This window comes from Microbacterium trichothecenolyticum, from assembly GCF_041938625.1.
Taxonomy (GTDB): Bacteria; Actinomycetota; Actinomycetes; order Actinomycetales; family Microbacteriaceae; genus Microbacterium; species Microbacterium trichothecenolyticum_D.
This window is the reverse complement of record NZ_CP169427.1, coordinates 3,676,394-3,696,875: the sequence shown is the minus strand read 5'-3', so window position 1 is coordinate 3,696,875 and position 20,482 is coordinate 3,676,394. Positions and strand designations below refer to the sequence as shown.

Here is a 20,482-nt window from a genome sequence, read left to right as displayed (position 1 = left end):
TAGGAAAGATACCTATGCTGGCGTGACCATGTCAAGCACATCTTCGCGGCCCCGCACCCGCAAGGCCCCCGCCGAGCGGGCAGCCGAGATCGTCGCCGCGGCGACGGGGATCGCGCGCGAGCAGGGTCTCAGTGCCCTCACACTGCGGGCCGTGGCGGAGCGGGCGGGGGTCGCGTCCGGCCTCGTCGCGCACTACCAGCCGTCGATGGACGATCTGGTGGCACGCGTCTACGCCGACCTCGTCGACGAGGAGGTGCGCGATGTCGAGCGGGTCGTGGGCGCTGTCGCCGATCCGGCCGCCCGGCTCGGCGCCCTCATCGACACCCTCATGGACGGTGAGCGCGAGGAGCTCACCGTCGTGTGGGTCGAGAGCTGGGCGATGGCCCGCCGCAACGACGCGCTCGCGCTCGCGGTGCGTGCTCAGATGGAGCGCTGGCAGACGCTCGTCGAGTCGATCGTCGAAGACGGATGCCGCACCGGCGCCTTCTCGACGACCGAGCCCGGCGAGGTGGCGTGGGAGCTCATCGGCATGATCGACGGACTCAACGCCCAGTCCCTCGCGCGCGGCACCGACACGACCCGGTTCGCCGCGCGCACCGCCCGCGCGGCGGAGGCGCTGGTCGGCGCCCGGCCTGGGTCGGTTCGGGTGGGTGCGTAGCCGCCCTCGCACGACCGCACAAGCCCCTCCGCTGCCTGCACACCCCGCCCGTACGTTCGGGGCAGCGAAAGGAGCACGCCATGACCAATCAGCCACCGCTCATCCCCGCGCCCCTCGGTGACGACGACGATCCCACGATCGCGGACGGCACCGCCGACGACGCGGACGAGATGCTCGATCCGACACTCGACGACGACCGCCCGCTCGACCCCGACCTCGACAACGACCGCATGGACAGCGCGGCCGCCGACGAGCGCGCCGCGACCGAGGGCACCCTCGACGTCGACGACCGTCCGTGACGCCCCGCACGCGACGCGCACCCCGCGCGGCGGAGCAGGGCCAGGATGGAACCATGAGCACGATCCCCTCCGTGACCTTGAACGACGGCACCTGGTTCCCCGAACTGGGACTCGGCACCTACGACCTGCGCGGAGAGGAGGGGATCGAGGCCATCGTCGCCGCGATCGACTCCGGCTACCGCCTGCTCGACACCGCGGTCAACTACGAGAACGAGCGCGAGGTCGGCGAGGCCGTACGCCGCAGCGGTGCCGATCGCGACACGCTGCTCGTCGCCTCGAAGATCCCAGGTCGCCATCACGGGCGCCAGGAGGCGCTCGACAGCATCAAGGGCTCGCTCGACCGGCTCGGTCTCGACCGCATCGATCTGCACCTGATCCACTGGCCGAACCCCAGCGTCGGGAAGTACGTCGACACCTGGCGCGGCCTGATCGAGGCGCGTGAGCAGGGCCTCGTGCGCTCGATCGGCGTCTCGAACTTCACCGAGGAGCAGCTCACCGAGCTCATCGAGGAGACGGGCGTCGTGCCCGCCGTGAACCAGGTGGAGCTGCACCCGTACTTCCCGCAGGACGAGCTGCGCGCGTTCCACGCGACGCACGGCATCCGCACCGAGAGCTGGAGCCCGCTCGCGAAGCGCAGCGAGCTGCTGACCGAGCAGATCCTCACCGAGCTTGCGACGGTCTACGACGTCACGCCGACGCAGATCGTGCTGCGCTGGCACACCCAGCTCGGCAGCACGCCGATCCCCAAGTCGGCCGACGCCGACCGCCAGCGCGAGAACGCCGACGTCTTCGGCTTCACCCTCACCGATGATCAGCTCGCGGCGGTCAGCGCACTCGAGCGCGGTCGCCTCTGGGACGGCGACCCGAATACCCACGAGGAGATGTGACACGGATGCTGCGGCCCGGCGCACCGCGCCGGGCCGCAGCATCCGCTCGCCTGTTCAGGCGTCGGGGAGGGCGTGGAGCCACTCGGTGTACGTCTGCGTGCCCCGCAGTGCGTCCGGGCCGGGAAGCAGCGCGCCCGACCGGAGGGCTCGGCCGAGGGCGCCGGGGGTGTTCACCACGGGGACCGGCGCGCGGTGTCCGATCGCGTGGGCGTAGCGGTGCACCATGTCGGCGAGACTCTCCTCCTGCGGTCCGGCGAGGTCGGTCGTCCGGCCCGCGGCATCCTGCTCGGCGAGGTCGACGAGGTGCGCGGCGACCTCGTGGACGGCGATGGGCTGCACCCGGCCCGACGGGGCGACGTGGGCGCCGGCGTGGCCCCGGTGATAGATCATCGCCGCGTACTCGTGGAACTGGGTCGTGCGCAGGATCGTCCACGGCACGTCGCCGCCGGCGACCAGGCGCTCCTGCACCAGCTTTCCGGCGTAGTAGCCGTCGGGCGCCGCCTCGGCGCCGACGATGGTCAGCACCAGATGGTGCGCGACGTGCGCTGTGCGCTCGGCCGCGAGCAGGCTCTTCGTGGCGCCGGCGAAGAACATCACCGAGACGTCGGGCTTCGCGGTCGTCACGTTGGTGACGTCGATGAGCGCGTCGACCCCGTCGAGGGCGCCCGCGAGGCCCGCACCGCTCAGCAGCTCCACACCCGTGCGGCGCGACAGGATGACGGCATCGTGGCCGCGCTCGCGTGCGATCGCCGCGATGTGTCCGCCCGTCATGCCGGTGCCGCCGGCGATGGCGAGTCTCACGAGTCCTCCCGGTGCGTGTGACCCGAACCCCCGCTCAGCGTAGACCCGCGCGGTCCCGCCGCACGAGACGTGCGGCCCGGGTCAGCCGAGTTCGGCGAGCCACTCCGAGAAGGTCTGCGTGCCGAGGACCGCGCCCGGACCCGGCAGGCCGAGCCCGTGCCGCATGCCCTTCATCTGCCCGCCGGGCAGGCTCACCGACGGGATCCAGCCGCCGTGGCCCGTCCGCCGCGCGTACGCCTTGATCATCTCGTCGAGGCGCTCCTCCCGGGGTCCGGCGAGGTCAGCGGCCCGCCCTTGCGGCGCGCCTGCCGCCAGCGCGGCGAGGTGCGCGCCCACCTCGCGGGCCGCGACCGGCTGCACCCGTCCGCGGGGCGCGACGTGGAGCGGGCCGAGCTTCGCGCGGTCGAACACCTGGCCCGCGAACTCGTGGAACTGCGTCGCGCGCAGGATCGTCCACGGCACCGTGCCCGTCTCGACCACGCGCTCCTGCGCGAGCTTGCCCGCCAGGTAGTCGTGGGGGATCCGGTCGATCCCGACGATCGACAGCAGCACGACGTGCGCGACCCCCGCCCGGCCGGCAGCCGCGACGAGATTGCCCGTCGCCGCCTCGAAGAAGCGGGTGGCGACGTCGGCCGACACCGTCGTGACGTTCGCGGCGTCGATCACCGCGTCGACGCCGTCGAGCGCGGCGTCGAGTCCCGTGCCCGTGGTGAGATCGACGCCGGTGCGGCGACTGAGCACGACCGGGTCGTGCCCGTCCCCGCGCAGCGCCTCGACAGCCCGGCTTCCGACGACGCCCGTTCCTCCGGCGACCGCGATCCTCATGACCTCACTCCTCTCGTCCCCGGGTGGGGATCTCTCTCGACAGTCCGACGATGCAGCGCGCGAGAATGTGAGCGGACGACTCACATTCACGTCGCCTGCGTCGTCGGAACATCGAGAGGGGATCACGGATGCTGCCCACCGACGAGGTCGAGAGCGAACGCCGCGTCCTGCTCGGCCTCTGCTACCGCATGCTCGGCACGGTGGCCGACGCCGAGGATGCGGTGCAGGAGACGTACGTCCGCTGGCTGCGGCTGTCGGACGAGGAGCGGGCCGCGATCCGCAACCCGGCGGCGTGGCTGACGCGGGTCGCCGGACGCGTGTGCCTCGACATGCTCGGCTCGGCGCGCGCCCGGCGCGAGCGCTACGTGGGGGAGTGGCTGCCCGAGCCCGTTCCGCAGGACTCGCCGCTCGCAGCATCCGTCCCTGTCGACCCGATCGAGCAGGTCACGCTCGACGAATCGGTCTCGATGGCCCTGCTCGTGCTGCTCGAGTCCCTCACGCCTGCGGAGCGCGTCGCGTTCGTGCTGCACGACGTGTTCGGCGTGCCGTTCGCGGAGATCGCCGAGACGGTCGGGCGCAGTCCGGATGCCGTGCGTCAGCTCGCGTCACAGGCCCGGCGTCGCGTGCGGGAGCATCGTGCGGGAGCGGCCTCGCGGGAACAGCACGATGCGGTCGCGCGCGCTTTCGCGGCGGCGGCGACCACCGGCGATCTCGACGCGCTCGTCACCGTGCTCGACCCCGGCGTCGTGCTGCGCTCCGACGGCGGCGGGCGCGTCTCGGCCGCGCTGCGTCCGGTGCAGGGCGCCGACCGGGTCGGGCGGTTCCTCCTGGGCCTCCCGCGCCTGCTGCCCGAGGCGGTGCTCGTCCCGGTCGAGACGCCCGACGGACTGGGGTTCCTCGCGACGGTCCACGACGTGCCCGACGCGCTGGTCACGCTCGAGGTGCGGGGCGCCCGGATCACCGACGTCTTCATCATGCGCAACCCCGACAAGCTCACCCAATGGAGCTGACGGGGCTCGGTCCGGCGCCGCGAACGGGTCGGTTAGCGTGGAGCCATGGCGACCCCATCGACCCCCACTCCCTTCGACTCGCTGACCGACTACATCGCCCTTCCCCGGGTCGAGGCGCTCGCCCTCTCGCCCGACGGCAGGACCGCCGTGCTCACCGTCGCGGCGCTCAAGAAGGACGGCACCGGCTATGACCGGTCGCTGTGGGCGGTGCCGGCGACGGGCGGCGGCACGCCCCGCCGGCTGACGCGGTCAGCCAAGGGCGAAGCGGGAGCCGCGTTCACGGCGAGCGGCGACATCCTGTTCGTGTCGGCGCGCCCCGACGCCGAGGGCGACGCCGACGACGAGTCGGGGCAGCTCTGGCTGCTGCCGGCCACCGGCGGCGAGGCCCGTCCGGTGACGCGGCTAGCGGGCGGGGTCGACGGCATCGCCGCCACCGCCGACGCCTCCCCACGGCTCGTGATCGCCGCCTCCCTGCTCCCTGGCGCCGAGACCCTCGAGGGTGAAGCGGCGCTGCGCGCCAAGCGCAAGGAGAAGAAGGTGTCGGCGATCCTCCACGACACCTACCCGGTGCGCTACTGGGACCACGACCTCGGCCCTGCCGAGCCGCACCTTCTCGCGATCGACATCGACGCCCTCGAAGACACGATCGCCGCCGCGGTGGCGGATGCGGCGGCTGAGGACACATCGGAAACGGATGCTGCGACTCCCGGCACGGACGCCGAGGCCGCAGCATCCGTTTCCGAAGAGAAGCCGTACCCGCCGACGCTGCCGCGCCCGCGCGACCTGACGCCGAAGCCGGCGCGCTCGCTCGATCACGCGGAAGCCGCGCTCACTCCCGACGGGTCGACGCTCGTCGTGTCGCTCGAGCAGCGCGAGCAGCGCGCCGGGCGCCGGGTGATCGTCGCGATCGACACGGAGACGGGCGAGCGCACGACACTGTTCGACGAGGTCGATGTGGACTACGAGATGCCGGCGGTCAGCCACGACGGCACGCGCATCGCGTACCTGCGCACCGTCAAGAGCACCCCCGCCGCGCCCACGGACTACGAGATCTGGGTGGCGGACCTCGACGGCGGCGACGCGCGCCGTGTGGCCGCCGAGTGGGACCACTGGGCGTCGTCGCTCGCGTTCGCCGCCGACGACGCGGCGCTCATCGCGACCGCCGACCACGACGGCCGCGGGCCGGTGTTCCGCATCCCGCTCGACGGCGGTACGCCGGTGAAGCTCACCGAAGACGACTTCGCCTACTCGAACGTGGTGGTCGACCGCGGCACGGGAGAGATCGTCGCGCTGCGCTCTTCGTGGGTCGTCCCGCCGCACCCCGTTCGCATCGCGCGTGACGGCGTCGTCACCCCGCTCACGACCCCGGCGCCGGCACCGGCCGCGCCCGGCTCGATCACCGAGGTCGAGGCGACCGCGGAGGATGGCGCGCGCGTGCGCGGCTGGCTGCTGCTGCCCGAGGGTGCGTCGGCTGATGCCCCGGCGCCGCTGCTGCTGTGGATCCATGGCGGTCCGCTCAACAGCTGGAACGCGTGGAGCTGGCGCTGGGCGCCGCTGCTCGCCGTGGCTCGCGGGTACGCCGTGCTGCTGCCCGACCCGGCCCTGTCGACGGGATACGGCCTCGACTTCATCGCGCGCGGCTGGAACAGCTGGGGCGGGAAGCCCTACACCGACCTGCTCTCGATCACGGACGCCGTCGAGGCTCGCGACGACATCGACGAGACCCGTACCGCCGCGATGGGCGGATCGTTCGGCGGCTACATGGCCAACTGGGTCGCCGGCCACACCGACCGCTTCCGGGCGATCGTCACACACGCGAGCCTGTGGGCGCTCGATCAGTTCGCGGGCACGACCGACAGCTCGGAGTACTGGCAGCGGATCTTCACGCCCGAGGCGATGGTCGAGCACTCGCCGCACCAGTTCGTGGGGGACATCCGCACCCCGGTGCTCGTCGTGCACGGCGACAAGGACTACCGCGTGCCGATCGGCGAGGGCCTGCGCCTGTGGTCGGAGCTCGCCGAGCACCATGCCGACGAGGATGGGCGCATGCCGCACCGCTTCCTCTACTTCCCCGACGAGAACCACTGGGTGCTGAAGCCCCAGCACGCGGTCGTCTGGTACGAGACGGTGTTCGCGTTCCTCGGCGAGCACGTGCTCGGCGCCGAGCCGTCGCGGTACGAGCTGCTCGGCTGATCTGCGCCGCGTCCGGCGCGCGCCTCAGGTCGCGTGCCGGACTTCGCAGTCGCTTCCCGGCGACAGGATCGCCTCGTGGCCGTCGTCGTAGCGGACCACCAGCAGCGGATTCTCTGCGCTGCCCCGCACCTCGATGACCTCACCCGCGCGCTCCACGGCACCGACGACGCGGCCGTGGATGATCACGCGATCGCCGACGCTCGCTTGCATGGCGGACCACCTCCTGGCGCTCACGATACGACGCGCCGACGGCGAGGGGTAGGGGGGGACGGGGTCCGGTCAGAGCTGGGCGCCATCGTCGTCGCGGTTCTCGAGCCCGACGTTGCGCCCGCGCCACGACTCGTACGCCATGAGCCAGCCGATCGACACGGCCGCGGCGAGCACGACGCCCAGCAGCACGTTGCCCCAGATGAGTCCGAAGACGATCCCCAGCGTGAACATGAGGGCCGTGCCGAGCGCCCAGCCCGAGTGCCCGCGCGTCCAGCCCTTCCGCGTCGTGGTCATGCGGCCAGCCTAGGGCTGCCGCGGGGCGGTCGGGCGGCCTGCCCATCCGCCCCGCTCACTAGGTTGGAGGGAAGCACTCCACACGGAACGGACGTCATGATCCTCAACGTCAGCCCGCTCACCCTCGGCACCTCTCCTCTCGGACGCGGCACCGAGCCCGGTTCCCCCGAAGAAGACGCCGCTGTCCGATTCGCAGAGCAGCTGTTCGACAGCAGCCACGCCTTCATCGACACCTCCAACAACTACGCCGGCGGGAGGTCTGAGGCCGTGCTGGGCCTCGCGATCGCACGGAAGGGGACGGATGCTGTCACGCGCGTCATCTCGAAGGTCGACGGCGATCCCGACACCGGCGCCTTCGACCGCGACCGCGTCATGCGGTCGTTCGACGAGACGACCGCGCGCCTGGGCGTCGACCGGCTCCCGCTGCTGCACCTGCACGACCCGTACACCGTCACCTTCGACGAGGCGATGGGTCGCGGCGGCGCGGTGGAGGGGCTCATCGAGCTGCGCGAATCCGGCCGTGTGGACGCGATCGGCGTGGCGGCGGGGCCGATCGGGCTCATGGCCCGCTATGTCGGCACCGGGGTCTTCGACGCCGTGCTGATCCACAACCGGTTCACGGTGGTCGACCAGTCCGCCGCGCCGGTGTTCGCCGACGCCCGCGAGCGCGGCATGACGGTGTTCAACGCCGCGCCGTTCGGTGCCGGGATCCTCGCCACCGGGGCGCGCGAGGGTGCGATGTACGGCTATCGTCCGGCGACGCCCGAGCTGCAGGAATGGGTGTCGCGCCTGGAGCGCGTCGCCGCGTCGTTCGGCGTCAGCCTCCCGGCGGTGGCGCTGCACTTCTCGCTCCGCTCGCCGGAGGTGGACTCGACCGTCGTCGGCATCTCGTCGGCGCAGCGTCTCGCGCAGCTCGACGAACTCGCTGCCACGCCGATCCCGGGCGATGTCTGGGCCGAGCTCGACGCGCTCGGCCCGGCGCCGTCGCCGGTCGACGACAGCGCCTACGCCTGAGCGCCACTTCCTCTCGAGGGACGCACTCTTGAACTTGGCGGGCCGGGCGGCCAGGATGTGACTCAACGCAGTCCGACGCCGGACACGCCGGGTTGGACTCCACGCTCAGGGGGTTTCCGTGCCCGAGCCCGCCCCGGACGGATCGCCGTCCGACGACGTACTCCTCCAGCCCTTCACGCCTGGGATGCGCGGAAATCCGCCTGAGCTGGCGGAGTTGACCCGCAACGACCAGATCGTGTCGCAGGTCGTGATCCCGGTCGCGGATGTGAAGACGCGGGAGTTCGTCGAGGAGTGGCGCAACGCCTCGTACAACTGCTACTCGTCGGGACACAAGTTCTGCCGCGAGGTGTGTCCGGTGATGACCGAGACGCGCAACGAATCGTGGACGCCCACGGCGTTCCACGCGAACGTGGTGGCGATGGAGCGCGGCGAGCTCACGATCGAAGACGTCGCCGCCGACTACGTCAACTGCACCCAGTGCGGCGCATGCGAGCTGCGCTGCCCGAACACCCTCTTCACCGGCGACTTCTATCGGTTCCGCACGCGCACCGTCGACGTGGTCAAGGCCGCTCGCGCGCTCGCGGTGGATTCCGGCATCCACCAACCCGGCTACAAGGTGTGGAACGAGCTGACCGCCGAGCGCAGCCATGAGCCGGTGCTCGGCGCGCAGCCGGTCGGGCAGGACACCGTGCGCGACTGGGCCGAGGGGCTCGGCATACCCGTCGGCGGCGAGAGCATCCTCTTCGTCGACTGCGAGGCCGCGTTCTACCGCACGTCGGTACCGCGCGCGGTCGCCCAGATCCTGCAGAAGGCGGGCTACGAGTTCGGGCTGATGCAAGAGCAGTGGTGCTGCGGCGGCCCCGCGGCCGAGATGGGCTACGTCGACCAGGCGCGCGCGTTCGCCGAGCACAACATGGCGTCGTGGCGGGCGACCGGCACGCGCCGCATCCTCGTGCTCGACCCGCACGACTACATCTCGTTCACCGAGGACTACCCGAAGTACTTCGGAGCGGACTTCGACCTCGAGGTGGTGCTCGTCGTCGAGCTCTTCGCCGAGATGATCCGCGATGGTCGCCTTACGCCGGACGTCGCGGTCGACCGGGCCATCACGTACCACGACCCCTGCCGGCTCAACAAGCGCAAGGGCATCTGGAAGGAGCCGCGCGAGATCCTGCGGGCGATCCCGGGGTTGCGCTTCGAGGACGTCGACCGGGTGACGCAGTGGTCGTACTGCTCGGGGGCGGGCGGCGGACTCGCGGTCGAGAAGCCCGAGCTGACCGCCGCGATCAGCGCCCGCCGCCTCTCGCACGCCCAGAAGCTCGACATCGACACCCTGGTGAGCGCGTGCCCCTGGTCGGAGCGGCCGCTCACCGAAGCGGGCGACGACGTCGACATCGACGTGCTCGACATCCACGAGCTGCTCGCGACCTCGCTGGGGATCCGGGTCGGCGGCACGCGCGGCGCGACCGGCGACCGACGTCTCGCGCGGGCGCGGCAGGGTGCGGCGGGTCGCGAACGCAGCCCGCGCGGATGCTCCGAGGGTGGCTGCGGGGGTGGCGGGTGCGGCGGTGGCTCCGGCGGCGCGTGCGGCTGCGGAGGAGCCCACTGATGTCGATGACGATCGACGACGTCGACACCGTCGTCCGGGCCCTGGCAACCGTCCTCGCCGACGAGCAGATCCTCACCGGCAAGGCCGACCGGTACAACCGCGCCCGCGTCCCCGCACCCTTCCCGGTGCACCGCTGGTCGGAGCGCCTGCCCGACCTGGTCGTGCTGCCCACCTCCACCGAGCAGGTCGCGGCGGTGGTGAAGATCGCGAACGACCTGCGCGTCCCGGTCGTGCCGCGCGACGGCGGGACGGGCCTCACAGACGGCGCTGTGCCTCTCCGCGGCGGCATCCTCGTCGACGTCAAGCGCATGAACCAGGTGCACGAACTCGACCTCGTCAACCGCACCGTAACGGTCGGGACCGGCATCAACATGCTCAAGCTGAACGAGTACCTCGCGCCGTACGGCCTGTTCTACCCCGACAACCCCGCGTCGTACCCGTGCTCGCTCGTCGGCGGACGCATCGGCACGAGCGGCTGGTCGCTCATCGGCTCGCGGTACGGGCACACCCGCGATCTGGTGCTGAGCTTCGACCATGTGCTGCCCACGGGCGAGATCCTGCACGTCGGCGACGGCATCGGCGGCAAGATCACGAAGTCCTCGAGCGGCTACCAGCTCAAGCACCTCTTCATGGGTCACCAGGGCACGCTCGGCATCGCGACGAAGGCGACGCTCAAGCTCTTCCCGAAGGCCGAGGCGGAGCTGTCGCCGTTCTGGTCGTTCGACAACTACGACGACGCGTACGCGTGCACGGGCGCTCTCGCCCGCGCGGGCGTGGCGACGTTCGCCGGAGCGGTGCTCTTCGACGAGCACAAGGTGGCCTACCTGCGGCGCGACGACGAGGCCTACATCCCGCAGCCGACCGACGTGCGCGCGCTCGTGTGCGCGGTGATGTACGGCTACGACGACGAGGTGCGCGCGGGCGGGCGGCGGCTGTTCCGCATCGCGAAGGAGCACGGCGCCCGCTATCTCGGCGACGAGATCTCCGAGGGCGACTGGGCCGCGCGGCACGACCGCTACGCCACGCCGCTGCACGGGCGCACGAAAGACGGTCAGGTCGTGCCGATGAGCTGGCACTGCGAAGACGCAGCGATCAACTACTCGCAGCTGCCGAGCGTGACGAAGGCCTGGCACGGCATCGTCGCCGAGCTGCGCCGCCGCACCGACGTCTTCGACGACTGGGGGATGTTCGCCTACACGCAGGGCAGCACCGGCGCCGACTACCTGACCGAGATCGACATCGGCATCTGGGAGCAGCAGCTCGACGACCGGGCGTGGGAGCTGTGGGTGAACGCCAAACGCGACATCGCGCGCGTGTCGATCGATCACGGCGGTTCGATCAGTGCCTGCCACGGCTCGTGCCGGGAGGGCGAAGTCGACCTCGTACCGGAAGAACTCGGTCGCGGATTCGACGTCATGCTCGACATCAAGCGCACCCTCGACCCGCACAACATCATGAATCCAGGCAAGTACCACCTCGACCGGGCCTACGGCCCCGGCCGCGACGGCGAGGGGGGCTGAGTTGGCGTACCGCTACGACGAGCAGATGCAGCCGCCCGATCCGCAGCGCGTGAGCGACGTCGCGATCACGGCGCACGAGCACATCTTCGAGGTGGACCCGCGGCTCATGGAGCGCTGGGTGCTCCAGCAGGAGTTCCCCAATTGGGACTCGCTGCGGATCATGAACGCGCGCGGCGACCACCTCGCGTGGATGCACCGGCACTTCGCGTCGCACGTCGTGACCGGCTCAGCGGTGCTCGCCGAGGTCGACGCCGAGGACGCGGGGGGAAGCGCGACAATCCCGGATGCCGCGAGCCACGGTCTCTCGCCGGACTGATCGTCCGGCATCCCGCCACCCGAAGGAGACCATCATGAAGTTCAGCTACGTCATGCTGCCCGACTATCCGCTCGAGGAGTCGCTGCGATCGATCCAGCTCGCCGACGAACTCGGCTACTACGCCGTGTACGCCGCCGATGAGACCTGGCACAAGGACCTCTGGCTCCTGTTCGCCGCCGCTGCCGACAAGACCGAGAACGTACGCTTCGGGCCGAGTGTCTCCGGTGTCGTGCTGCGTGAGCCGACTCTCATCGCCCAGGCGGCCGCGACTCTCGACGAGCTGACGAACGGACGCGCCGAGGTCGTGATCGGAAGCGGGAACTTCGGTCTGCTCGCCCAGTACAAGATCGACTGGAGTGACACGAAGCCGCTCTCGCGCGTGCTGGAAGGTGCCAAGGTGATCCGCACGTTCCTCGACGATGGCGCCATCACGATGGACGGTGAGTTCTTCAACTACGCAGGGCTGTTCACCTTCGCTCGACCGGTACAGGAACGGATGCCGGTCAAGATCGGAGCGATGCGCGGTCCGAAGTCGTTCGAGGCCAGCGCCGAGTTCTCCGACGGCTGCCATCACGCCCTCAGCTATACCCGTGAGGCGTACGAATACATGGTGGAGCACTGCCGCATCGGAGCCGAGCGCGCGGGCAAGAACGTCGAGGACCTCGACCTCGGCGCGTGGGTCGTGTTCTCGGTCGGCGAGGACTCGGCGGCCGCGAAGGAGGCCGCGCGGTCGATGGTCGGCCTCTATGCCTCGGCGATGCCGCCCGAACAGCTGCGGCGCAACGGCGTCGAACCCGACGAGCTCGCTCCGGTGATCGCGGCGCTCGGAGCGGGAGACCTCGGTGGCGCGATCGACCTCACCCCACCCGCCCTCGCCGAGCGACTCTCGATCGCCGGCACGCCGGAGGAGTGCGCCGAGAAGATCAAGCGCGAGATCGAGCCTGCGGGGATCAACCACATGATCCTCGCGATCACGGATGCCGCGCTCGTCAAGGCGCTCATGGGCCGCGAGGTAGCCGGAGTCCCCGACGTCGATACCCAGCTCCGGCTCGTGCACGACCGCGTCATGCCGTCGTTCGCCTGACGATCCCGCCGCCCGGCGGTGCCGCGCGGCGGCACCGCCGGGCTCACGCCGGGCTCACGCCTGCTGGGCGTTGACCGCGACCATCCAGTCGATGCCGAAGCGGTCGGTGAGCATGCCGAACTTGCCGCCCCACGGCGGGGTGTCGTACGGCATCGTGATGGTGCCGCCGTCGGCGAGCTTGTCCCAGAAGCCCTGCAGCGAGGCCTCATCGTCACCGCTCACCGATACCGAGATGCCCGCGGGTTTCTCGTAGGTCATGCCGCCAGGTGTGTCCGCGCCCATGAGGACGAAGCCGTCGGGGCTCGTGAGCTGCGCGTGCATGACGAGGTCGTTCTCGGCGGGGTCTTGCACCATCCCCTCGAACTGACCGAATGTCGAGATGTCGAGGTCGCCCCCGAAGACGCTCTGGTAGAAGGTCATCGCTTCACGGGCCTGATTCCGGAAGGAGAGGTAGGGATTGAGGCTGGGCATGTCGAACTCCTGAAGTGGATGGTGGCTGCCGCGCCCGGCCGCGTGGCGCGTCCCAGTGTCGTCGGGGCCTCCGACATCCACAAGAAGGTGCGCGTCAGGCCTCCTTCGGCCCCTCCGCGGCCCACGCGATAGCGTCGTCGAGCGCCGATACCGCGAAGATGCGCAGCTCGCAGGGGAACAGGAATGCGATCCCATGGATCACCTCGCCGATCAGGCTGTGGTCGGTGACGAGCGCGATCCGCCCCCACACATGTGCCGGCTTGCCCTCGAGCTTCGCATCCTGCCAGAGCGCGCCGAGCGAATATCGCTCGAACTCATCGCCGAGGACGTAGACGAGATTGACCTTGCGGCCGGCGTCGATCGCCGCATCGATGGCCGGGTCGAGTGACCCGACGTAGTCCGATGCGTCGATGGCTCCAACGGCGCGGAACCCGATGACGCCGTCCGGCAGGCCATGCAGAGACTCGATCATCCCCCCATCCTTCCGCGCAGGCGCGCGTTCGCGCCGCTGGCGCGCGGATGCCGACGGTCGCGGACGCGGACGACTGCGGACGCCGACGGTCGCCCTCACTTGACGCCGCACGCCGCCGTCCTCTAGCGTGGCGTGGCTGCGCCGACCGGCGCGGCCTCACGAGCGAGCCGAGAGGACGACGGATGAACGCTGAGCGCGAACTCCGTTTCGAGGCGGTCCTGGGTCAGCAGCCCGGTGACCGATACGAGTCGTCTCCTCCGGCGTAGGCCGTGTAGCAGCATCCGCTGATCCACGCCCCGCACCGCACAGGTCCGGGGCGTTTCCCTTGCCGGGGAGCTCCGAACCGACGGTCCGCTCCCGCGCACCCTCACTGGTGCGTGAGCTCGCAAGGAAAGGAATCATGGAGAGGCTCACAGACCGGCTGCTCTCGTGGGCGAGTCTGATCGACGAGAAGACCGTCGAGCAGGCCCGCACCTCGTCGCGCATGCCGTTCATCCACCCGCATCTGGCGCTCATGCCCGATGCCCATCTCGGAAAGGGCGCGACCGTCGGATCGGTCATCCCGACGCTCGGGGCCATCATGCCCGCCGCCGTCGGGGTCGACATCGGCTGCGGCATGATCGCGGTCCGCACCCAGTTCACGAAGGAGCAGCTCGTCGCGCGCGGTCTCACACGGCTGCGCGAGCAGATCGAGCGGGCCGTTCCCCTCTCGGCGGGGCGTGACAACCGCAAAGTGGTCGCCACCGCCGAGCCGCGGGTCGCGGAGCTGGAGGAACTCGCCCAGAAGGCCGAGTTCGACCCGACGCGGTACGCCGGCCACTGGCGGCTGCAGCTCGGCTCGCTGGGGTCGGGCAACCACTTCATCGAGGTCTCGGCCGATGAGCTCGACCGCGTGTGGATGTTCCTCCACTCCGGTTCGCGGGGGGTCGGAAACAAGATCGCCACGCACCACATCGGCGTCGCGCAGCGCCTGGCGAAGCAGTGGTGGATCGCGCTTCCCGACCCCGACCTCGCGTACCTCGTCGAGGGCACGCCCGAGTTCCGGGCGTACATCCGAGAGCTGCGATGGGCACAGCACTTCGCTCTGCTCAATCGTGAGGAGATGATGGACCGCGTGGCCCGCCAGCTCTCGGAGGTCATGGGCGAGCCTGTGATCGAGCACGAGCGGATCAACTGCCACCACAACTTCACGGAGTCGGAGAGGCACTTCGGCAAGCAGGTCTGGGTGTCCCGAAAGGGCGCCATCCAGGCGGATGCGGGTCGCCCGGGCCTCATCCCCGGCTCGATGGGGACGGCATCCTACGTCGTGGAGGGTCTCGGAAACCCACTGTCGCTGAACTCCTCGCCGCACGGTGCGGGTCGCGAGTTCTCGCGGACCGCGGCGCGCCGCGCGTTCACGCATGAGCAGCTGCGGGCGGCGATGACGGGCATCGAGTTCCGCGACACCGACGCGTTCATCGACGAGATTCCGCAGGCGTACAAGCCGATCGACCGGGTCATGGCCGACGCGGCCGACCTGGTCACGGTGCGGCACACGCTGCGGCAGCTCGTCAACGTGAAGGGAGACTGAAGGGATGGCGCGACCCGGCCGCTCGACCCCGCGGCCGGGTCGCGGCCGGGCGCGGAGTCAGCGGTCGCGGTGGTCTTCGGGGTGCAGGCGCGCGCCGCGGCGCGGCTCGCGCACACCGCTCGCCCCGATGAGGCGGATGACGCGCTGACGCTGACCCGGCCACGCGGCCAGGAGCCGCAGCATCCCATCGTCGTCCATCCGGTGGCCGGTCAGCGCATAGCCGACCTCGTGAGCCACGTGGTAATCGCCGACGCTGACCGCGTCGGGGTCGCCGAGTGCCCGGATGCGGGTCTCGGCCGCGGTCCACGGACCGATGCCGGACTGGCTGATCAGTACGCGGTCGACAGCCTCGCCGTGCTCGGCGGCGAGCACGCTGCGCACGATGGCGTCGCCGCGGCGCGCGACGCGCACGACGGTCTTCGACTGCGGAGGTTCGAGCCCCGCGCGGTGCCAGACCCACGACGGCACATGCTGCCAGCCGTCGATGGTCGGCGGCGCGAACATCGGTGTCGGCGTCGGGCCGGGAGCACGCTCGCCGCACCAGGTGACGACGCGTCGCCACGCGCCGAACGCCTGCATGCCGGTGACCTTCTGCTCGAAGATCGCGCTCACGAGCGCATCGAACACGAGATCGGTGCGCGAGAGGCGCAGGCCGGGGTTGCGGTGGTGGGCGTCGGCGATGAGCGGATGCTGCGACGCATCGAAGTCGCCGGCATCGTCGTCCGCACCGCACAGCGCGGGAAGCTGTGCCAGCGCCCACTCGCGGCCGGGACCCCAGGCCGCGCCGCGGATCACGCCGGGATGCGTCTCGCGGATCGCGAGAGTCGCGATGCCCGCCGGCGTGCGGCTGACCCGCCAGATGACCGCGCCCGAGACCGCCATCGTCGGGTCGCCGGCGCCGCGTCGCTGGTACAGCACGGTGCGGCGGAGATCGAGCGGATGCCGCGGGCGGTACTCCGTCTCGACCGGTCGGCCGTGATCGGGCCAGGGATCGCGGGTCTGCGCCCGCGGACCGAAGCGCTCGGCATCCCTCGTGCGGGGGATGCGCGAGAGCGAGGTGGTCATGCCGCCCACCCTACGCCCCGCCCTCCGACATCGCGGCCGGAGCGGCGGCTCTCAGAAGCGGTCGGGCGACGGGGTGCCGTGGCCGTAGCGGATGACGACGTCGGCGTGACGGTCGAAGCGGTAGCCGACGCCGCGCACGGTGCGGACGATGTCCTCGTAGCGGCCGAGCTTGGCGCGCAGGCGACGCACGTGCACGTCGATCGTGCGCTCGCCCGGCGCGTCGTCATCGGTCGCACCCTGCCAGAGGGAGGTCACGAGCTCGGTGCGCTCGATGGTGCGGCCTTCGCGCAGCACCAGGTACTGCAGCAGCTCGAACTCCTTGAATGTGAAGGCGGCCGATTCGCCGTCGATGAGCACGCGCTTGCGCGAGATGTCGACGACCACGCCGCCCGAAGCCGGCTCTTCCTCCTCGGGCTCCTCCTGCTTGGTACGGGCGACGGCCGACGGCTCGTGCAGCGCGAGGCGCACGACGTCGACGTCGCGCCCGCCCGAGCCCACCGGCGCGAGGGCGACGGTGGCGTAGGTCTCAGCGGACGGGGCCAGCTCGGCGAGCGTGCGGCGGAGGGCGTCGACGAGCACGCCGAGATTCACGCCGGAGGCGGCGGCCTTGACCTCGTCGATTCCGACGTAGAGGGCGAAGCCGCGCGGCGCGGTGCCCGCGGGAAGGGCGCGGCCGCCGGGCTGCGCGGGCTCCGGGGCCGGTGCGGCCGGTGCGGCCGGTGCCTCGACCGGCGCCGGGTGATTCACGGCGCGGAGGTGGCGGACGGGGGTGCGCGTCAGCGAACCGGGGGTTTGGGGTGTAGCCCCGTGGGGAACCGCGGTGGCGGGACGGTCGAGGAGGGCGGTTGTCGACATGATGATGGTCCTTGCGGGAGGAACCCGGATGGCGGAGCCGGGTTGAATGATGTGCTGCGGCCCTGGTCGTCGGTGGCGAGAAAGGCCGGAGGCCGGTGGGGGCCTGTGCCCGACGTTGGGCGGTGTGCGAAGCGGGTCCGGGTGCGCGTGATCGACGCACGAACCCGGTGCTTCGGGGGACTCCGTACGATCCGTGTTCAGAAGCGGAGGAGGAGTCCGGCGGGGGTCACCGTGCTAGTGGCACATTCGACAACACATGACAATGCGGCCGGCCATCATCATGCCGGCAGTCCTGTTCGCCTCCCGGGCGGACAGATACAGCGCGTTGTCAGTCATGTGCCCGATTATTACCGACTTTGTCCAAAAACGTCAAATCGCACGGGTTCTGGGCCCAGATCGTTTCGGAATGTGACAGATTGCTCAGTCCCACGAGGTGTGACACCGAGTCCCACCTGAGCGATCACTGCGACATGCCCCAAGACGCGTCCGGCCCCGCCGCCGCGGGCGTAGCCTGTCGGCGTGACCGAGCTCCGCTTCACGAAAGAGGCCGACGCCTCGCGGTATACCCTCCATCGCGGCGACGACCTGGTGAGCGTACTGGACTATCGCGACGACGGCCGCACCGTCGCCATGACGCGTGCCTACACGATCCCCACCTTCCGCGGGCACGGGTACGCCGGTGAGCTCGTCGAGCGGGCCGTGGACGAGCTCGAGGAGCGTGGCGATCGCAAGGTCATCCCGGTGTGCTGGTACGTCGCGGACTGGTTCGATGCGAACCCCTCGCGCCGCGGCATCCTGAACGAGCGTCCGTGACGCAGTAACGCGCCGACACCGTCGGCTCACCTTGTCAACCCCATGTCGCCGACGGCCCGCTCGTCGGAGGGTGGAGGCTGACGAGAGGAGCATGCGATGGACCGCGAAGGGTCGAACGACCAGAAGCTTCCCGAAGGCGTCGTCAACGCCGACCCGCCCGGCGGACGGGATGCGGTAGACGACACGGAGTCCCGCGAGCGCAGCGCAGAGGCGGCCGAATCCGAGCTGCTCACAGACACGGCGCTGCAGCCGGACGACCCGGTCGAGGGAGAGGCGGCCCGGCGGGGCGCCGACCCCGACATGCTGACCGACAGCGAGAGAGGGGAACAGCCCTGATGAGCACGACAGGCAACGAGTACGAGCAGCCGGGTGTCAACTACCCGGATCGCGAGGATGCGGCCGGCGCCGCGTCGACGCCCGCGCCCGGCGAACCCGTGCGCGAAGACTCTTCCGATTCTGCCCCGACCATGGGCGAGCCCGCCCCGGACGCGCAGGAGGCGCCGGCGTGGACTGACCCGTCGTCCGCACGGGAGGGCGACGTCGAGCCCGCGGCTCCGGCAGCGCCCGCGCCGAGCCACGAGGCCGTCGGCATCGGGGTCGTGGAGGACGGGATCGACCACCACGGTCAGGACGGCGCCCGCGACACGCAGACCGCGAGTGAGGCCCAGCGCACGCCCGGCGCTCTCGGCGCGGAGCAGGAGCAGCGGCTCCCGGCGATGGCGCAGAACAACGCGTCCGACGTCGACAAAGTCGCGGGCATCGTCGCGCAGACCCGGCAGGACGTCGGCACCGAGCCACTGGAGGAGATCGCGCACGTGCTGCGTCAGCGGCTCACGCAGTCGGGCATCGAGCTGCCGGAGAACGACATCGAGGAGCTCGCACGACAGGTGTCGGTGGGCGACACCGACGACCCCGCGCACCCGCGACGCGGCACGGCTGGCTGACACCGCGATTCGGCCGTCCATGTGTGCGCGCCCGGCCCTAGGCTGGGCGCGTGCACATGGAGGAGGTGTTCACCGCCGTCGCCGTCGGATTCGAGGCGATCGGCGCCGCCGCCATGATCGTCGGCTTCGTGATCGCGGTCGTGCTGGGCGCCCGGTCGCTCGCCCGTCATGAGGGCGGTCAGGTCGCGTTCACGACGCTGCGCACGACCCTCGGCGCCGCGATCCTCCTGGGACTCGAGGTGCTGGTCGCCGCAGACCTCATCCGCACGATCACCTCGAAGCCGTCACTCGAGGACGCGGCCGTCCTCGGCCTCATCGTGCTCATCCGCACCATCCTGTCGATCTCGATCCAGATCGAGATCGACGGCACCCTCCCGTGGCGCCGCGCACTGCTCCGCAGCGGCGGCCAGATGGTCGGTGACGCGGTGGCGAAGGATCGCGCGGCCCAGCAGGCCGCCGGCGCGTCGCGCGGATCCGCTCAGGCGGACCCGCGCACGCCCTGACCGTCGTCGGCTACGCGACGGCGCAGGCCGCGGGGTCGTTCTCCGCGACATGCAGCCCGATCGGCCGAGCCCACGCGACGCGCTGCGGGCGGGCGATCACGCGAGCCGGGTGACGCGAAGCGACAGCGGCCCTCCGTTCCTTGATGGAGGCGAGGATCGCGTGCTCGCGATCTCGCGACCAGGTGTCGTGGCGGTACTGCTGTTCGGCGGCGTATACAGCGAACATGGTTTCCTCCGTTGGTTCCGACAGTGTGAAACCTACGCGGGGGTTCCGACATTGCCGGATACGGCGGGGATGGCAGGATTTCGCCGGGACGCGGCAGTCGCGAGCGGTTCTCACTCCGGTCGGGCGAACTCGCGGATCAGTCGCGCGGCGGGTGCCGCATCGCGGATCATCGTCTCGTGACCGTGCCCGGCCACTTCGGCCAGCCGCCCGTCGGGCAGCGCGTCCGCGACCCGCCGGCACCACGCCTGCGGCGCCACGAGGTCGTCCTCGCCGCGGAGCACCAGCGCGGGCACTCGCACGCACGGCAGCACGTCCTCGGGGCGATGCCTGAGCATCGCGTGGAACTTCGCACGCAGCCGCGGCCCCGCACGGACGTACTCCCGCGCGCCGAGAGCGATCACCACCGGGCTCTCGACGGCGATGTCGCGGAGGAGCCGCCACAGCTGACGCGGTGCCGTCCGGGCGGAGGGGTCGACGGTGGGTCCGATGAGCACGATGCGGTCCACGACGGCGGGGTGGCGCGCAGCGACCTCCAGCGCGATCTGCGCGCCCATCGAGTGGCCGATGACGACGGCGGGCGTGCGCACGCGCGCCCGGAGGTACGCGGCCACGAGGTCGGCCGTGCGTTCGATCGTCAGCACGCGCCGCGGCTCGGGAGCCTCGCCGTAGCCGGGGAGGTCAACGGCGACGACCTCGCCATCGCCGAGATGTCGTCCCAGGTCAGCGAAGACGCTTCTGCCCATGCCGATGCCGTGGATCAGCACGTAGACGCGGTCACCGCGACCGCGCCGCTCCGCCACGAGGATCGCGCCGGCGTGCGCGAAGCTCTCGACTTCCGCCATG

The 20,482-nt window shown here is 71.0% G+C and carries 25 protein-coding genes; 15 read left to right on the top strand and 10 right to left on the bottom strand.

What is annotated here, in order from left to right; genetic code table 11:
* Nucleotides 1-28: 28 nt before the first annotated feature.
* From ACEYYH_RS17245 to ACEYYH_RS17235, 3 genes are all read left to right on the top strand, one after another.
* Nucleotides 29-658: a TetR/AcrR family transcriptional regulator gene (locus ACEYYH_RS17245; protein WP_374975533.1), complete on the top strand. Its 630-nt coding sequence runs from the start codon at nt 29-31 to the stop codon at nt 656-658.
* Between the two features lie 80 nt (nt 659-738).
* On the top strand, nt 739-957 hold the full coding sequence (locus tag ACEYYH_RS17240; RefSeq protein ID WP_374975532.1) for a hypothetical protein: 219 nt from the start codon (nt 739-741) through the stop codon (nt 955-957).
* A 53-nt stretch (nt 958-1,010) separates the two neighbouring features.
* Complete coding sequence (locus ACEYYH_RS17235; RefSeq protein WP_374975531.1) at nt 1,011-1,844, top strand: aldo/keto reductase; 834 nt, start codon at nt 1,011-1,013, stop codon at nt 1,842-1,844.
* A gap of 54 nt (nt 1,845-1,898) precedes the next feature.
* Here the strand turns inward: ACEYYH_RS17235 and ACEYYH_RS17230 are convergent, their stop codons facing one another.
* Nucleotides 1,899-2,645 (bottom strand): SDR family oxidoreductase, encoded by a 747-nt coding sequence (locus tag ACEYYH_RS17230; protein WP_374975530.1) that lies wholly within the window; start codon nt 2,643-2,645, stop codon nt 1,899-1,901.
* Between the two features lie 81 nt (nt 2,646-2,726).
* Nucleotides 2,727-3,470, bottom strand: a complete 744-nt coding sequence (locus ACEYYH_RS17225) for an SDR family oxidoreductase (protein WP_374975529.1) — start codon at nt 3,468-3,470, stop codon at nt 2,727-2,729.
* Nucleotides 3,471-3,598: 128 nt separating this feature from the next.
* Here ACEYYH_RS17225 and sigJ point away from each other — a divergent pair, with 128 nt between their 5' ends.
* Both sigJ and ACEYYH_RS17215 read left to right on the top strand, forming a co-directional pair.
* Nucleotides 3,599-4,480, top strand: a complete 882-nt coding sequence (gene sigJ, locus ACEYYH_RS17220) for an RNA polymerase sigma factor SigJ (protein WP_374975528.1) — start codon at nt 3,599-3,601, stop codon at nt 4,478-4,480.
* Between the two features lie 45 nt (nt 4,481-4,525).
* Nucleotides 4,526-6,673, top strand: coding sequence for a S9 family peptidase (locus ACEYYH_RS17215; protein WP_374975527.1), 2,148 nt, complete (start codon nt 4,526-4,528; stop codon nt 6,671-6,673).
* Between the two features lie 24 nt (nt 6,674-6,697).
* Here the strand turns inward: ACEYYH_RS17215 and ACEYYH_RS17210 are convergent, their stop codons facing one another.
* Nucleotides 6,698-6,883 carry a DUF1918 domain-containing protein gene (locus ACEYYH_RS17210; RefSeq protein WP_116195782.1) on the bottom strand — a complete coding sequence of 62 codons (186 nt, stop codon included), beginning with the start codon at nt 6,881-6,883 and terminating at the stop codon, nt 6,698-6,700.
* A 69-nt stretch (nt 6,884-6,952) separates the two neighbouring features.
* A complete protein-coding gene (locus ACEYYH_RS17205; RefSeq protein WP_374975526.1) occupies nt 6,953-7,177 on the bottom strand; it encodes a hypothetical protein in 225 nt (74 codons plus the stop codon).
* A gap of 96 nt (nt 7,178-7,273) precedes the next feature.
* Between ACEYYH_RS17205 and ACEYYH_RS17200 the strand changes: the two genes are divergently transcribed.
* From ACEYYH_RS17200 to ACEYYH_RS17180, 5 genes are all read left to right on the top strand, one after another.
* Nucleotides 7,274-8,191, top strand: coding sequence for an aldo/keto reductase (locus tag ACEYYH_RS17200; protein ID WP_374975525.1), 918 nt, complete (start codon nt 7,274-7,276; stop codon nt 8,189-8,191).
* A gap of 118 nt (nt 8,192-8,309) precedes the next feature.
* Nucleotides 8,310-9,800, top strand: a complete 1,491-nt coding sequence (locus ACEYYH_RS17195; RefSeq protein WP_374975524.1) for a (Fe-S)-binding protein — start codon at nt 8,310-8,312, stop codon at nt 9,798-9,800.
* Nucleotides 9,800-11,320 (top strand): FAD-binding oxidoreductase, encoded by a 1,521-nt coding sequence (locus ACEYYH_RS17190; protein ID WP_374975523.1) that lies wholly within the window; start codon nt 9,800-9,802, stop codon nt 11,318-11,320. Before ACEYYH_RS17195 ends, ACEYYH_RS17190 begins: the two co-directional genes overlap by 1 nt.
* A gap of 1 nt (nt 11,321) precedes the next feature.
* Nucleotides 11,322-11,636 carry a hypothetical protein gene (locus ACEYYH_RS17185; RefSeq protein WP_374975522.1) on the top strand — a complete coding sequence of 105 codons (315 nt, stop codon included), beginning with the start codon at nt 11,322-11,324 and terminating at the stop codon, nt 11,634-11,636.
* Nucleotides 11,637-11,670: 34 nt separating this feature from the next.
* Nucleotides 11,671-12,720: an LLM class flavin-dependent oxidoreductase gene (locus ACEYYH_RS17180; RefSeq protein ID WP_374975521.1), complete on the top strand. Its 1,050-nt coding sequence runs from the start codon at nt 11,671-11,673 to the stop codon at nt 12,718-12,720.
* A gap of 54 nt (nt 12,721-12,774) precedes the next feature.
* Here the strand turns inward: ACEYYH_RS17180 and ACEYYH_RS17175 are convergent, their stop codons facing one another.
* Together ACEYYH_RS17175 and ACEYYH_RS17170 are read right to left on the bottom strand one after the other, a co-directional pair.
* Complete coding sequence (locus ACEYYH_RS17175; protein WP_374975520.1) at nt 12,775-13,191, bottom strand: VOC family protein; 417 nt, start codon at nt 13,189-13,191, stop codon at nt 12,775-12,777.
* A 94-nt stretch (nt 13,192-13,285) separates the two neighbouring features.
* Nucleotides 13,286-13,663: an STAS/SEC14 domain-containing protein gene (locus tag ACEYYH_RS17170; protein WP_374975519.1), complete on the bottom strand. Its 378-nt coding sequence runs from the start codon at nt 13,661-13,663 to the stop codon at nt 13,286-13,288.
* A 400-nt stretch (nt 13,664-14,063) separates the two neighbouring features.
* On the opposite strand from ACEYYH_RS17170, the gene ACEYYH_RS17165 reads away from it, so the two are divergent.
* Nucleotides 14,064-15,233: an RtcB family protein gene (locus tag ACEYYH_RS17165; protein ID WP_374975518.1), complete on the top strand. Its 1,170-nt coding sequence runs from the start codon at nt 14,064-14,066 to the stop codon at nt 15,231-15,233.
* Between the two features lie 57 nt (nt 15,234-15,290).
* On the opposite strand, the gene ACEYYH_RS17160 is transcribed toward ACEYYH_RS17165, so the two are convergent.
* Together ACEYYH_RS17160 and ACEYYH_RS17155 are read right to left on the bottom strand one after the other, a co-directional pair.
* Entirely contained in the window at nt 15,291-16,298 is a 1,008-nt protein-coding gene (locus ACEYYH_RS17160) for a DNA-3-methyladenine glycosylase family protein (RefSeq protein WP_374975517.1), read from the bottom strand.
* 51 nt (nt 16,299-16,349) lie between these two features.
* Entirely contained in the window at nt 16,350-17,153 is an 804-nt protein-coding gene (locus ACEYYH_RS17155; protein WP_374975516.1) for a winged helix-turn-helix domain-containing protein, read from the bottom strand.
* A 519-nt stretch (nt 17,154-17,672) separates the two neighbouring features.
* Between ACEYYH_RS17155 and ACEYYH_RS17150 the strand changes: the two genes are divergently transcribed.
* From ACEYYH_RS17150 to ACEYYH_RS17135, 4 genes are all read left to right on the top strand, one after another.
* Entirely contained in the window at nt 17,673-17,966 is a 294-nt protein-coding gene (locus ACEYYH_RS17150) for a GNAT family N-acetyltransferase (RefSeq protein ID WP_374975515.1), read from the top strand.
* Nucleotides 17,967-18,062: 96 nt separating this feature from the next.
* Nucleotides 18,063-18,302, top strand: a complete 240-nt coding sequence (locus ACEYYH_RS17145; protein WP_374975514.1) for a hypothetical protein — start codon at nt 18,063-18,065, stop codon at nt 18,300-18,302.
* Nucleotides 18,302-18,910, top strand: a complete 609-nt coding sequence (locus ACEYYH_RS17140) for a hypothetical protein (RefSeq protein ID WP_374975513.1) — start codon at nt 18,302-18,304, stop codon at nt 18,908-18,910. Before ACEYYH_RS17145 ends, ACEYYH_RS17140 begins: the two co-directional genes overlap by 1 nt.
* A gap of 56 nt (nt 18,911-18,966) precedes the next feature.
* Nucleotides 18,967-19,413, top strand: coding sequence for a DUF1622 domain-containing protein (locus ACEYYH_RS17135; RefSeq protein WP_374978252.1), 447 nt, complete (start codon nt 18,967-18,969; stop codon nt 19,411-19,413).
* A 10-nt stretch (nt 19,414-19,423) separates the two neighbouring features.
* Here the strand turns inward: ACEYYH_RS17135 and ACEYYH_RS17130 are convergent, their stop codons facing one another.
* Together ACEYYH_RS17130 and ACEYYH_RS17125 are read right to left on the bottom strand one after the other, a co-directional pair.
* Complete coding sequence (locus ACEYYH_RS17130; RefSeq protein ID WP_374975512.1) at nt 19,424-19,639, bottom strand: hypothetical protein; 216 nt, start codon at nt 19,637-19,639, stop codon at nt 19,424-19,426.
* Between the two features lie 110 nt (nt 19,640-19,749).
* Nucleotides 19,750-20,481, bottom strand: coding sequence for an alpha/beta fold hydrolase (locus tag ACEYYH_RS17125; protein ID WP_374975511.1), 732 nt, complete (start codon nt 20,479-20,481; stop codon nt 19,750-19,752).
* Between the last annotated feature and the right edge of the window lies 1 nt (nt 20,482).